This window comes from Nonomuraea coxensis DSM 45129, assembly GCF_019397265.1.
Classification (GTDB): Bacteria; Actinomycetota; Actinomycetes; order Streptosporangiales; family Streptosporangiaceae; genus Nonomuraea; species Nonomuraea coxensis.
The window spans coordinates 5,007,767-5,021,302 of sequence record NZ_CP068985.1 but is presented as its reverse complement, the minus strand read 5'-3'; the positions used below and the strand labels follow the sequence as shown (position 1 = coordinate 5,021,302).

General features: G+C 73.3%; 10 protein-coding genes. 5 read left to right on the top strand and 5 right to left on the bottom strand.

All coding sequences use genetic code 11. From position 1 onward, the window contains the following. Position 1 precedes the first annotated feature (1 nt). Genes Nocox_RS23680 through Nocox_RS23670 form a run of 3 tightly spaced genes read left to right on the top strand, consistent with a single transcriptional unit; the run spans position 2 to position 3,256 of the window. Positions 2 to 871: a carbohydrate ABC transporter permease gene (locus tag Nocox_RS23680; RefSeq protein WP_033407830.1), complete on the top strand. Its 870-nt coding sequence runs from the start codon at positions 2 to 4 to the stop codon at positions 869 to 871. A gap of 43 nt (positions 872 to 914) precedes the next feature. Further along, complete coding sequence (locus Nocox_RS23675) at positions 915 to 2,552, top strand: ABC transporter substrate-binding protein (protein WP_020540319.1); 1,638 nt, start codon at positions 915 to 917, stop codon at positions 2,550 to 2,552. 5 nt (positions 2,553 to 2,557) lie between these two features. Further along, complete coding sequence (locus Nocox_RS23670; RefSeq protein WP_020540320.1) at positions 2,558 to 3,256, top strand: YesL family protein; 699 nt, start codon at positions 2,558 to 2,560, stop codon at positions 3,254 to 3,256. 3 nt (positions 3,257 to 3,259) lie between these two features. On the opposite strand, the gene Nocox_RS23665 is transcribed toward Nocox_RS23670, so the two are convergent. After that, positions 3,260 to 5,272 carry an alpha-glucuronidase gene (locus Nocox_RS23665; protein ID WP_026213752.1) on the bottom strand — a complete coding sequence of 671 codons (2,013 nt, stop codon included), beginning with the start codon at positions 5,270 to 5,272 and terminating at the stop codon, positions 3,260 to 3,262. Positions 5,273 to 5,457: 185 nt separating this feature from the next. On the opposite strand from Nocox_RS23665, the gene Nocox_RS23660 reads away from it, so the two are divergent. Further along, complete coding sequence (locus Nocox_RS23660) at positions 5,458 to 6,195, top strand: sugar nucleotide-binding protein (protein ID WP_020540322.1); 738 nt, start codon at positions 5,458 to 5,460, stop codon at positions 6,193 to 6,195. A 226-nt stretch (positions 6,196 to 6,421) separates the two neighbouring features. Here the strand turns inward: Nocox_RS23660 and Nocox_RS23655 are convergent, their stop codons facing one another. Next, positions 6,422 to 7,834 carry a hypothetical protein gene (locus tag Nocox_RS23655; protein ID WP_020540323.1) on the bottom strand — a complete coding sequence of 471 codons (1,413 nt, stop codon included), beginning with the start codon at positions 7,832 to 7,834 and terminating at the stop codon, positions 6,422 to 6,424. Next, the gene (locus Nocox_RS23650) at positions 7,831 to 8,931 is read right to left on the bottom strand and encodes a hypothetical protein (protein ID WP_157382738.1); all 1,101 of its coding nucleotides are present in this window, start codon (positions 8,929 to 8,931) and stop codon (positions 7,831 to 7,833) included. The genes Nocox_RS23655 and Nocox_RS23650 overlap by 4 nt, the downstream gene beginning before the upstream one ends. Positions 8,932 to 9,208: 277 nt before the next feature. On the opposite strand from Nocox_RS23650, the gene Nocox_RS23645 reads away from it, so the two are divergent. Next, positions 9,209 to 10,522 (top strand): FAD-binding oxidoreductase, encoded by a 1,314-nt coding sequence (locus tag Nocox_RS23645; RefSeq protein ID WP_020540325.1) that lies wholly within the window; start codon positions 9,209 to 9,211, stop codon positions 10,520 to 10,522. A 22-nt stretch (positions 10,523 to 10,544) separates the two neighbouring features. Here Nocox_RS23645 and Nocox_RS23640 read toward each other — a convergent pair whose 3' ends face one another. Then, positions 10,545 to 11,285 (bottom strand): MgtC/SapB family protein, encoded by a 741-nt coding sequence (locus Nocox_RS23640; RefSeq protein ID WP_020540326.1) that lies wholly within the window; start codon positions 11,283 to 11,285, stop codon positions 10,545 to 10,547. A gap of 30 nt (positions 11,286 to 11,315) precedes the next feature. Continuing rightward, positions 11,316 to 13,457 (bottom strand): SpoIIE family protein phosphatase, encoded by a 2,142-nt coding sequence (locus tag Nocox_RS23635; RefSeq protein ID WP_020540327.1) that lies wholly within the window; start codon positions 13,455 to 13,457, stop codon positions 11,316 to 11,318. Between the last annotated feature and the right edge of the window lie 79 nt (positions 13,458 to 13,536).

Below are 13,536 nucleotides of genomic sequence, written 5' to 3'. Positions count from 1 at the left end.
CATGGACCGCACCCGCGGCTACCGCGTCTTCCAGGGGATCAACGCCGTCATCCTGACCGGCGTGGTGATCGTGACGCTGTACCCGTTCGTCAACATCGTGGCGCGCTCGTTCAGCGAGGAGCGCTACATCGTCGGGGGCCAGGTCAACCTCGTCCCGCGCGGGTTCAACATCGAGACGTACAAGCTGGTCGTGTCGGACCCGATGTTCTGGACGAACTACCGCAACACGGTGGTCTACACGGTCGTGGCGACCGCGATCGCGATGGTCCTCACGACCTGCTACGCGTACGTGCTGTCGAAGAAGCACCTGAAGGGCCGCACCTTCCTCATCTGGGTCGCGGTCTTCACCATGATCTTCTCCGGCGGTCTGATCCCGAACTACGTGCTGGTCAACAGTCTCGGCCTGACCGACACGATCTGGTCCGTCGTCCTGCCGAACGCCATCAGCGTCTTCAACCTCCTGGTCATGAAGACGTTCTTCGAGGGCCTGCCACGGGACCTGGAGGAGGCCGCCGCCATCGACGGCCTCAACACCTACGGCGTCCTGTGGCGGATCGTGCTGCCGCTGTCCAAGGCGGTCATCGCGACCATGGTGCTGTTCTACGCGGTCTCGTTCTGGAACTCCTGGTTCACGGCGTTCCTCTACCTGAACGACGGCGACCTGTTCCCGGTGACCATCTACCTGCGCAACCTCATCGCCGGCGCGACCGGCGCGGAGGCCGCGGGCGCGGGGATCGCCGAGGCGTCGGCCGCCGCCGCCAACATCCAGGCCGTGACGATCATGCTCACCGTGCTGCCGATCCTGGCGGTCTACCCCTTCGTCCAGAGGTACTTCGTCTCCGGCGTCATGCTCGGCGCCGTCAAGGGCTGAGCTCCTCCGTAACGTCCCTCCGTCACCAAAGGAATCTCCCCCCATGCGCGACATCTCACGGCGTCAGGCGATCATCGGACTGGGCGCGTTCACGCTCGTGCTCGCCGGCTGCGGCGAGGACGAGGCACCGAAGAAGGCCGCCGACGTGTCAGGCAACAGGGCCGCCGCGATGGCCAACTACGGCGTGAACCAGCAGTTCAAGGCGACCGAGCCGATCTCGTTCGACGTGCTCTACAACAACCACTCGTTCTACCCGAACAAGAACGACTGGCTGCTCTGGCAGGAGCTCACCAAGCGCACGAACGTGACGCTGAAGCCGGTGGAGGTGCCGCTCAGCGACTACGAGAAGAAGCGCGGCCTGCTCGTGGGCTCCGGCCAGGCCCCGCTCATCATCCCGAAGACCTACCACCCGCAGGAGGAGGCGTTCGTCGCCTCGGGCGCGATCCTGCCGGTCAGCGACTACTTCGATCTCATGCCCAACCTCAAGGACAAGATCGCCAAGTGGAACATGGCCCCCGACCTGGACACCCTGCGCCAGGCCGACGGCCGCATCTACCTGCTGCCGGGCCTGCACGAGGAGGTCTGGGTCGACTACACGCTGGCCGTCAGGACCGACATCCTGGAGAAGCTGAAGCTGGAGGTCCCCAAGACCTGGGACGACCTCTACACCGTGCTGAAGGCGATGAAGGCGGAGTATCCCGACCTCTATCCGATGACCGACCGCTGGGGCGTGCCGACGCCGGGCGGCAACCTGCTCAAGCTCGTCGCCCAGGCGTACGGCACCAAGGGCGGCTGGGAGTACCAGCACGCGACCTTCGACACCGCGAGCGGCAAGTTCGTCTACACCGGCGCGATGCCGCAGTACAAGCAGATGATCGAGTACCTCGCCAAGCTGGTGAAGGAGAAGCTGCTCGACCCGGAGAGCTTCACCCAGCAGGACGAGCAGGCCAAGCAGAAGTTCAACTCCGGCAAGTCGTTCGTCATCAGCGCCAACGCCCAGACGATCATCAACGACCACCGGCCGACGCTGACCAAGCTCGTCCCCGAGGCCAAGATGGCCAAGATTCCGGTCCCGATGGGCCCCGTCGGCGAGTACAAGATCGGCACCCGCCTGGAGAACGGCGTGATGATCTCCAAGAAGGCGCTGGAGAACAAGAACTTCGTCGCCATGATGCAGTTCGTCGACTGGCTCTGGTACTCCGACCAGGGCCAGGAGTTCGCCAAGTGGGGCGTCGAGGGCGTCACCTACACGAAGGACGGCTCCGGCGCGTACCAGCTCGCCAAGGACGTCGACTTCGTCGGGCTCAACGCCGGCGCGCCCAAGCACCTGCAGAAGGACTTCGGCTTCTCCAACGGCGTGTTCGCCTACGGCGGCACCACGGCGCTGCTCAACTCCACCTTCTCGGCGGAGGAGCTGGAGTTCCAGAAGGTGATGAACGCCCGCAAGGCGTGGCCCATCGAGCCGCCGCACCCGTTCAACGAGGAGGAGCGCGAGCAGGCGACGCTCTGGGAGACCCCGCTGAAGGACTACGTCACCCAGCAGACGCTCAAGTTCATCCTCGGCGAGCGCGACCTCGGCGAGTGGGACGCCTACGTCAAGGAGCTGGAGGGCAAGAACATGACCTCCTACGTGAACCTGGTCAACACCGCCTACGACCGGTTCAAGAAGGAGCACGGCTGAGCGCCATGAGCACCCGGCCGGGCGGAGCGGCGGCCGGATCGCGCTTCGGAGAGGGGCCGCTCTCCCGCGCCGCCGCGCTCATCTACACCCTGATGGTCGTCGAGGCCATGTTCCTGCTCGCCGTCGCGCCGGGCCTGGCCGCGCTGACCCTGCTCGGCGGCGACGCCGGAAACGTGCCGCTGGCGGCGCTCTGCGCGCTGCCGCTCGGCCCCGCGCTGTCGGCCGCCCTGTACGCGCTGCGCCGGCGCGGCCGGGACCTCGCCGACCTGCGCCCGGCGGCGGCGTTCTGGCGCGGCTACCGGGCCAACGCCGCCGGGGCGCTCAAGATCTGGGCGCCCTGGCTGGCCGGCCTGGCGGTCGTCGGCACCACCCTGGCCAACTTCGCCGCCGCCGGGGTGCCCCGCTGGTGGGCGGGACTGCTGGTGCTCGTCGCACTCGGCGGCCTGCTCTGGGCCGGCAACGCGCTGGTGATCACCTCGCTGTTCGCCTTCCGCGCGGTGGACGTGGCCCGCCTCGCCTCCTACTTCCTGCTGCGCCATCCCAAGGCGGCGCTCGCGAACACGTCCCTGCTGGTCGTGGCCGCCGGCGTCACCATGGTCGGCACCGAGCTGCTGACGGCGCTGCTGGCCTCGGCGTTCGCCGCCGCGCTGCTCAGGAACAGCCGGCCGGTGACCGCCGAGGTCGAGGAGCGGTTCACCGCCTGAACCTCAGTGGATGCGCCGGCCGTGCGCGTCCGGCACGCCCGACTTGCGGAAGAAGTAGGTGTTGACCTGGTCGCGCCACTCCTCGGCGGAGCGCTGCTGCTCGGCCAGCAGCTCCGCGACGCGGGCGTGGTACGCCGGGTCCACCAGGCCCGAGCCGTCCAGCTTGTCCCAGTGCGCCCGCATCGCCGACACCTCCTCGACCCCCGCGAAGTGCGTGTCGTAGATGTGCTGGATCACCGTCGAGCCGCCACGCAGCACGTGCCCGTACGGGACGCGGTGGAAGAAGAGCAGCAGCTCGTCCGGGCACCGCTCCAGTGACTCGTAGACGTCGGCCCACGGCCGCGGGTACTGGCCGGTGAAGCCGGTGCCCGTGGCCCGCGTGCGGTCCACGCCGACGCCGTCGCGGTCGGCGAAGTGGTAGGTGCCCCACGGGGTGTACTCGTAGCCGTCCACGTCCGGGCCGTAGTGGTGGCCGGGGCGGACCATGAAGCCGACGCCCAGCGGGGCCGTGTACCGCTCGTACGTCCGCCACGACCCGTCCATGATCGCGTGCAGCGTGCCGCGCAGCCCTGCCGCCGTCCCGGGGAACGTCAGGTCCGCCCACTCGTCGAGGATCGCCGCCGGGTCCAGGCGGGGGTCCCAGGCGAGCCGGCCGAAGGCGTACAGGTTGGCCTGGGCCAGGGGATGGCCGGTCCAGTAGGGGTCACCGCCCGCGTTCGAGACGGCGACCAGCCCGCCCCCGCCGGCCGCCACGTCGGCGACGGTCCGCCCTCCGTCACCCCAGGGGCGGAAGGCCAGCAGCTCGCTCCACATCGGCGCCAGGTAGCACACGTGCCGCTGCTGGCCGGTGTACTCCTGCGTCACCTGGAGCTCCACCGCCAGCTTCGTGGCCGGCATGGCGGCGATCACCGGCGACACCGGTTCGCGCGGCTGGAAGTCCATCGGGCCGTGCTTCACCTGGAGGATCACGTTCTGCGCGAACCGCCCGTCGAGCGGGGCGAAGTGGTCGCAGGCGGCGCGGGCGCGGTCGGTGGAGCGGTCACGCCAGTCCTGACGGTGGTCGTAGACGAACGCCCGCCAGTGCACCACCCCGCCGTACGGGGCCAGCGCGGCGGCGAGGACGCCCGCGCCGTCGGCGTGGCTGCGCCCGTACGCGAACGGCCCCGGCTGCCCCTCGGAGTCCGCCTTGACCACGAACCCGCCGAAGTCCGGCACCGCCGCGTACACCCGCCCGGCGGCGGCCGCCCACCAGCGGCGCACCTCCTCGTCCAGCGGGTCGGCGGTGGGCAGGCCGCCGAGGACGACGGGAGAGGCGAAGCTCACCGACACGTGCGCCCGGATCCCGTACGGGCGCAGCTCGGCGGCGACGGCGGCCACCTCGCCGAGGCGGTCGGTGAGCAGGCGGGCCTCGGTGGCGTGCACGTTGACGTTGTTGATCGCGACGGCGTTGATCCCGGCGGCGGCCAGCAGCCGGGCGTAGGCCCGCACCCGCGTCAGGTCCTCGCGCAGCTCCCCGTCCCGCCAGAAGAGCGAGCCGCCCGCGTACCCGCGCTCGACCTGGCCCATCACGGGGTGCACGGCGATGTTGTCCCAGTGGTCGAGCATGCGCCGGGCCGCGGCGGGCGCGTGCCGCTCGACCGGCCGCTCCCCGGCCGCGAAGGCCGCCTCGCCCAGGCGCACCAGGTGGAACAGCCCGTACAACAGCCCGGCGGGGGCGTCGGCGACGACGACGGTGACACCGTCGCGGCGGGCCAGGGCATACCCCTCCGCGCCGGTGGACCCGGCCTCGGCCGCGACCGCCCGCGCCACCTCCGGCAGGCCCTCCGCACCGGCCAGGGCGAGCACACAGCCGACCCGCCCGCCGCCGTGGCGGGCCTGGGCCGCCGCGACCTCCTCGCGGACCGTGTCCACCAGCGCGCCCTCGCCCAGCACGAGGACCTGCCGAGAGCCGATCGCCAGGAACGCCTCCGGCGGCAGCCACGCCGGATGCACGCCGGTCAGCTGAGGAACGGTCACGGGATCCCTCCGGATGACGAACACGTTGATCGGTTCGAACCTACCGAAAGGGGATCATCATGGCACCAGCCGGCCGGCCCGGACGACGGGCGACGGCGGGGGAGGGCCAGGCGGATCGGGCCCGCCGCCGTCCGCCCGCGCGCTCGCCGGGACCGAGGCCACCCGCGGACCAAGGGGGGCCGGGCTTGAGGGTCACCGTCATCGGCGGCGGCGGGTTCCCCGGCGGCGAGCTCGTCCGGCAGGCCGCGGCTGCCGGTCACCAGGTGGCCGCCACCTGCTTCAGCCGTCCCGGCGAGGGGGCCCGCCTGGTCCACGTGTCGAGCGACGCCGTCTTCTCGGGCCGCGCGGTCACCTACGCCGAGGACGCCGAGCCCGACCCGATCTCCCCGTACGGCGCGGCCAAGGCGGCGGCCGAGGTGGCCGTGCGGGCCATCCACCCGGCGGCGGCGGTCGTCCGCACGTCCCTGATCATCGGCGACGGCGGCTCGCCCCAGGAGGCCCTGGTGCACGCGCTGGCCACGGGCCGGGCGGCCGGGGTGCTGTTCACCGACGACGTACGCTGCCCCGTGCACGTCCGCGACCTCGCCGCGGCCCTGCTGGAGCTGGCCGCGTCCACCCTCGCCGGCGTCCACCACGTGGCCGGCGCCGACGCGGTGAGCCGCCACGAGCTGGGCCGCCTGATCGCCCGGCGCGACGGGCTCGACCCGGCCCGGCTGCCGGCCGGCCTGCGCGCCGGGTCGACCGAGCCGGACCGCCGGAGGGCTCAGCCGGTGACGAGCGCGTTCACGACCAGGGTCTCCTCGCCCGCCGCGCCGTTGACCCGCAGCGACACCTCCCACGTGCCGCTCATCAGGAACAGCTCGCCCTCGGCGACGAAGCGGCCCGGCGCCGTCGCGCGGGCGGGCAGCTCCGACGTGGCGTGACCCATGCCGGTCATGACCGCCGACACCGCCACCGTGTAGGCGTCGCCGGAGGTCACCCCGATCTCGACGGTGATCGGGCCGGTCGTGGGCCGGTCGATGACGACGGCGGCGGCGTAGCGGTCGCCGGCGACCGACGCGCGCAGCGGCTCGGCCGCCATGCCGCGGCCCACGACGAAGATCGCCACGGCGGCCACGACGAGGACGGCGGCGATCAGGGCCCGCCGCCTCATCGCGCGTTCTCCTGCGCGGTCACCTCGACCGTGAACGGCACGGTCACGATGCGGCCGGCCAGCGCGTACTGGACCCAGGCCAGGTAGCTCCCCGCGGCCGGGAAGCTGAAGGTGAAACGCAGCCGGGAGTCCGGGGAGCCCATCTCGTGCACGTGGCCGAGGAAGCCGCCGTCGCGGTCGCGGACGATCAGGTGCCCGGCCATCCCCAGCCACGGCCGCACCGGCCCGGCCGCGTCCATCTCGATCGTCGCCGGCCGCCCGGCGACCGGCACGACGGGCGTCAGCACCGGCCCGGCCACGCCCGTCCTCACCCCGCCGCCCGTGCCGTCGCCCGTGCCGCCCGTGCCGTCGCCCGTGCCGCCTGTGCCGTCGCCCGTGCTGGCGTTCGCGTCGCTGCCCGTGCCGTCGCCGGCGTCGTCCGCGTCGCCGGTGGCGCGCTGGGGGCCGGGGGCGTGCACGGCGAAGGCCGACGTCAGGAGCTGGCCGCCGGAGTCCTCGCGTTCCAGCTCGGTGTGCGCGAGGTAGCGGCCGGAGCGGTCGGCGCGCAGCCGGACCTCCAGCCGCCCGGGACCGGTGCGCAGTGGGTGGACGTGACGGAAATAGCTCCCGTCCTCGCTGGTGACGACCAGGTGGGCGAGCGCCTCGTGGTGGACGGTCAGGTCGTCCACGGGCCGCCCGGTGGAGCCGTCCACCAGATCCACCCGCAAGGTGAACTCCTCTCCCGCGACCGGCCGCGCCGGCTCCGTCGTCACCCGTTCCTGCACGTACGGCCGCCCCCCGCCGGCCAGGGCGGTGACCGACGGCGCGGCCCCGTCGGGCGGCCCCGCCGGCACCATCGGCTCGAACACGACGGCCATCGCCGCCACCGTCACCCCCGCCGCGGCCCCGGCCGCGACCGCCATCGCCGGTCCGGGCCGGGCGAGCGCCCCGAAGAGGAGCCCGCCCACGAGCAGCACCCCGGCCACGAAGAACCCGCCGTAGATCAGCAGCTCCGCCCCCGACCCCCGCTCCACCAGGACCCGGAACGGCACCACGGCGCTCTCCCCGCCCGCGCGCAACGTGAGCACGTGCGGCCCGGTCCGCTCCACCCGCAGCTCCGTGTACCGCGGATCGGCCGACGCCAGAGCCTGGCCCGTCACCGTGCGCCCGTCCTCGGCCGAGCGCACCTCCAGGGCGACCGGCAGGGCGGTGACCGGCTGGTAGGCGGTGATCCCGATCCGCAGCGGGCCGGGCACCCGCGAGGTGCCCTTGACGACGACGGTGAGCTCCGTGCCCGCGATCGTCTGCGCGATCCGCAGGTCCGCCCTGGCCGAGACGTTGTGCGCCGCGGCCGGGGACGCGCCCACCGGCAACAGGACCGGCAGCAGGGCGAGGAGCGCGGCGAGCGCGAGCAGCCGGGCGAGCCTCATGCCTTCTCGACGCCGGCGCCCGCGTCCAGGTCAGGGGAGGGGGCGGTTGCGTTCGGCAGGAACAGCACGCCGAGCGCCAGCCCGATCAGCCCGGCCACGATCGGCGCGCCGGTCCACAGCTCCGGCACGGCCGGGATGCCGCCGCCCGCCGCCGAGGCGGCGCCGATGTACAGCGCCCACGTGGCGAAGCCCGACAGCCCCGCGAACGTCCAGTATTCCCGGCGCCGCGCCGCCGACGGCCGCAGCCACCGGATCAGCAGGTCGCCCGCGAGCCCTCCGCCCACCACGGCCAGCAGGATCGGCAGGTTCGCGAACTCGGTCTGCGCGCCGGACATCAGGACCGCCACCGCGTACATGAGGGTCATCGCGCCGAAGGGCAGCTCCCAGCGGCGCAGGAGCAGCAGCACCGGAGCCAGCAGGATGACGTTGCTGATGACCATCGCGGTCGCGAGCCGCTCGGCCCCGCCGTCGTCCATGACGGAGAACGCCTCGACGATGCGCATCGGCCGCCACTGCATGGCGTCGCCGTACGACAGGAACAGCGACACCAGCGTGGTCGCGAACGCGAGCCCGACCAGCGCGGGCAGCAGCCGCCCGAGGGACGGGCGCGGGCCCACGTCGGGGGCGTTCCAGGCGGAGCGGAGCGGCGTGGTGATGATGAGCAGCATCGTCGTGATCAGCCCCAGGTGCGACGGGCTGAACAGGATGTCCACGGTCGTCTCGATGCCGAGCAGCGTGTGCCACATCATGTCGGCGAAGCCGAACGCGGCGAATGCCGGAATCGCCACCAGCCCCGCCAGATATCCGCGCGGCACCGCGGCGAGGCCCTGCCGGCCCGCGCGGACGTTGCGCCACGCCTGCCAGATCATCCACCCCGACACCGCCGCGAATCCCGAATAGAAAACGGCGTGCCAAGGGGTGAAGAACGTCTCCAGCTCGCCGGAGAGATTGGTGTGCGCCCAGGCGTCGATCATCAGTCCTATGCCGAACCACACGCCCAGCAGCGCCGTGACGAGATCCGTCCGTGGCGTCACCCAGTCCCGGGGCTCGCCCGTGTCCACGAGCAGGCGTCGTAAGCCGACATTCACCAATGCCATCTCGAAATTCTCCCTTCGCCTGCGTTCGATCCTTCCAGACGCGGCCGAAAGCCGGGCGGTCTGATTTCACGGCACGAGTGACATCGCGTCATCCCGGAATTGCTTTGCGTGGAATTGACGCGATGTGTTTTCGGCGGATGACGGAATGTCGATTTCCGGACCGTTCCCACCGTGACGGATGTGACGCATGTCACCTCGGCGGACGGTCACGTCCGCGCGTCCCTGGTCGTCCAACCGGTGGCTCCCGACGGGGGGCGAGCTGAAGGAGTGATGAGGAATGACGCACACCGAGTTGCGCGCGGTCGCCGAGGGCCGGGTTCTGCTGCCCGGCGACGACGGGTTCGAGCAGGCGTCCAGGCCGTGGAACCTGTCGGTGGAGCAGCGGGTGGCCGCCGTGGTCGAGGCGGCGGGCGCGGCCGACGTGGCCGCGACGGTCGCGTACGCGCGCCGCGCGGGGATCGCCGTGGCCGCCCAGCCGAGCGGCCACGGCGCCTCCGGCGCCGCTGACGGCGTGATCCTGCTGCGCACCGGCGCGCTGGACGAGGTCAGCGTGGACCCGGAGGCGCGCACCGCCCGTGTGGGCGCGGGCGCGAAATGGGGTCAGGTGCTGGCGGCGGCCGGCCCGCACGGCCTCACCGGCCTGGCCGGCAGCAGCCCCGTGGTCAGCGTGACCGGCTACACCCTCGGCGGCGGCCTGAGCTGGTTCGGCCGCCGGCACGGCTTCGCGGCCGACAGCGTGCGCGCCTTCGACGTGGTCACGGCGGACGGCGAGCGGGCCCGGGTCACCGCGGCCTCCGACCCCGACCTGTTCTGGGCGCTGCGCGGCGGCGGCGGCGACTTCGCGCTGGTCACGGCCGTCGAGTTCGAGCTGTACCCGGCGCCCGCCCTGTACGGCGGCCGCATGATGTGGCCGGGCCACCGCGCCCGCGAGGTGTTCGACGCCTTCCTGGAGATCACCGCCGGGGCGCCGGACGAGCTGTCCGTCTGGTTCGGCCGGGTGAGCTTCCCGCAGGCCCCGCCCATGGTCGGGATCGACACCGCCTTCCTCGGCGAGGAAGGCGAGGGACGCGGGCTGCTGGCCCGCCTCGACCGGATCGGCGACCTGGTCGTGGACAGGCGGGGGCCGGTCGCGGTGGCCGATCTGGGCGGCATCGCCGAGGACCCCACCGACCCCTCGCCCGGCCGCTCGCGCACCGAGCTGCTCACCAGCGTGGACGAGGTGACCGCCAAGGTGCTGGCCGAGGAGCCGGTCGAGCCGATGTTCGGGCTGCAGGTCAGGCACCTCGGGGGCGCGCTGGCCGCCGGGCGTCCCGGCGCGGGGCCGAGCGGGCCGGTCATGGAGCCGTACCTGGTCTACATGTTCGGGCCGGCGGCCGAGCCGGGGCAGGCGGCGGCGGTCGGCGACCGGCAGGCCGCGTTCGCCGAGGAGCTGGGCGAGGCGGTCAGCGGGCGCAAGCCGTACACGATGCTGGCCCGCGGCGAGCGGGCCGGGCAGGCGTTCCCCGAGGCGACGCTCGCCCGGCTGCGGGAGATCAAGCGCGCCCGCGACCCGCACGGCGTGCTGCGCGCGAACTACCCCGTCCTCGGGTAGCGGGCGAAACCCGTCCGCGGGGTCAGACCGCCGATCCCTCGATCTCGGCGCTCGACACCCCGCGGACGCCCTCGACCTCGACCAGCTCCGCGATGAGCGGGCCGATCGGCGCCGAGCCCTGAACGACCAGCCAGATCGAGATCAGGTGCGGGTCCCGGCCCTCGCGGTGGCGTTCCAGGCTCAGCTTCGCGATGACGAACCCCCGCTCGGTGCAGATGGACAGCACCTGCCGCAGCGCGCCCCGCTGGTCCAGGTACGTCACGCGCAGCCGTGCCCGGCTGTACCGCGAGCGCGCCATCCGGGCCTCCAGCGGCCGGAAGCCGAACGTCACGAGGAAGTGGCCGGCGGTCACCACGACGGCCAGCAGCCACAGGCCGGCTCCGGCGGCCATGCCCACCGCGCAGGTCAGCCAGACCACCGCGGCCGTGGTCAGCCCCCGCACCGCGTCCCGCCGGACGAAGATCAGGCCGCCGCCGATGAACCCGATCCCGGACACGATCTGGGCGGCCACCCGCGAGGGGTCCAGCGCGACGTTCTCGCCGAGGACGTCGGAGAAGCCGTACTTGGACACGATCACGATCAGCGCGGAGGCGAAGCCGACCAGCGTGTGCGTCCGCAGCCCGGCGCTCTTCTGCCGCGACTCCCGCTCCAGCCCGATCAGCGCGGACAGCAGCAGGGCCAGGGCCAGCTCGCCCAGTTGGACCCAGCCCTGCCCGGCGAACCATTCCGCGGCGCCGGCCGCCCCCATGCCGACCACTCCCATCCGGGCAGATCTCCCCGCGACACGCCCCGCTCACACACCCGGCGGGCACCCGCCGGGCGCGGCGCTGCGCAGGAGCAGCAGAGCGCTGTCGTCCGTGCGCCGGTCCTCCTCGCCGGCCGCCGCGATGAGGTCGTCCGCCAGGTCGTCCAGGGGCCGGCCGGGGGCGGGCGTGAACCGGGCGGCGAGGGCGGCGATCCCGTCGCTCAGGTCACCGCCGGGCTTCTCCACGAGGCCGTCGGTGTAGAGGGCGAGGGTCGCGCCCGGCGGCACGTTCACGGTCGTGGTGACGTACTCGGCGTCCGGGTCGATGCCGAGCAGCAGGCCGGAGGAGGGGTCGATGACCTCGGCCGGCGCGCCGAGCAGGCCGAGCACCGGCGGCAGATGCCCGGCGCTGGCCAGGAGCGCGACGCGGCGGCGCAGGTCGAAGGCGACGTACAGGCAGCTCGTGAAGCGGTCGGGCGTCTGCGCGGTGAGCAGCTGGTTGGTGCGCGACAGCACCTCTCCCGGGCTCGCCCCGGCGGCGGCGTGGGCGCGGATGGCGGTGCGGGCCTGGCCCATCAGCGCGGCGGCCGTCATGTCGTGGCCCTGGACGTCGCCGATGACCGCCGCCGCCAGGCAGTCGTCGAGCCGGATCAGGTCGTAGAAGTCGCCGCCGATGTCCATGCCGGGGGTCAGCGGGACGTAGCGGGCCGCCACCTCCAGGCCGGGGAACTCGGGGAGGTCCTTCGGCAGCAGGCTCGACTGCAGGGACTGGGCGAGCTGGTGCTTGTGGTCGTACAGCCAGGCCCGCTCGAACGCCTGGGTGACCAGCCCGCCGATCGCGCTCAGCATGGCGCGCTGCCCCTCGCCGAACTCGTGCGGGCGGTCCCACGCCAGCAGGCACGTGCCGATCGAGCGGCCGAGCGCCACGAGGGGCAGCATCGTCCAGGCGTTCATGCCGCCGGTGGGCCCGGTGTCGGGGTAGGCCGCGCGGAGCTCGTCCGGGCTCCCGTAGAAGGCGGGCGTGCCCTCGTCGCCGTCGTGCCCCTCGTCCGTCGCCTGGCCGATCGGCCGCCCGTGGAACGACTCCAGCGCCTCCGCGCCGTAGCCGCGCGCGGCCACCACCCGGATCCGGCCGCTGTCCCAGGTGAGGATGGCCATCGCCTGCGCCTCGCAGGCCGGCAGGACCCGGTCGGCCACCAGGTCGGCCACGTCCCGCGCGGTGGTCGCCCGGGCGAGGGCGGTGGCGAGGTGCAGCACGTCGTGCAGGCCGGTCACGCCGGCCCGGCCGCCCGCGTCCTCGCCGGCGGTTCCGGGGGCGTCGGCGGGCGTGATCCGCAGGGTGACGCCGGGCACGCTGGGATAGCAGCGGAACGACAGCAGCCGCCCGTCGGGCCGGCGGGCGGTGAACGCCGTGGGCCGATGGCTGAGGACGGCCGCCCGGTACCGGTCCTCGTGAACGGGGTCGTCCAGCCAGGGCAGAGCCCTGCTGAAGCGCTTGCCGACCAGCTCCGACGGCCGGCAGGCGAGCAGCTCGGCCGCCGCCGCCGTCACGAGCGTCACCTGGCCGCGCCCGTCCAGGTGGCAGTAGCCCTCCGGCAGGCTGCTGAGGCAGCTCAGCGCGGTCAGCCCGGCGTACGGTCCGGGCGCATGTGCCCGGACCGGGTTCAGCAGGCGGGGCAGCGGATGCGGGACGACCGGCTGGCCACGCGCGTGCGCCTGCCTGAGCAGGCGTCCCATCCTGGCGCCGACGTCGTCCATCACGTCGAGCGGACGCCGGGGGAGCTCGCTCTCGCCGCCGGTGGGCCAGCCCAGGACGAGAGCGCCCCAGACGGCCCCGCCGGCGCACAGCGGGACGGCGGCCACGCCGAAGTGGTACGGCAGCGCCAGCGCCGCCGCCGGAAAGGCGCGCGCCATGGCGACCCGGTCGCCGAGCCAGACCAGCCGCCGCTCCCGCACGGCGAGCGTGACGGGCGCGGGGTCGCTCAGCCGGAGCCTCGCCCAGACCCTGGCGGTGTCGGCCGGGGCCCCGATCGAGACCTCCATGGCCAGCAGCTCGTCGCCGGGATCCAGGACGTAGACGGCGCCCAGGTGGGCGCCGACGCTGAACACGGCCTCGATCAGCAGGTCGTCCAGGCGGGACGACGCGATCGCCGCGCCCGGTATCGAACCGCTGTCACCCGGCCGCGCCACGGCTCGTCCGGCTCCATGTCATAAGGCCAGCTTACGAGGGTCCGGGTATCCGGCTCGTCAAGCCCGCCCCAGGCCCGCT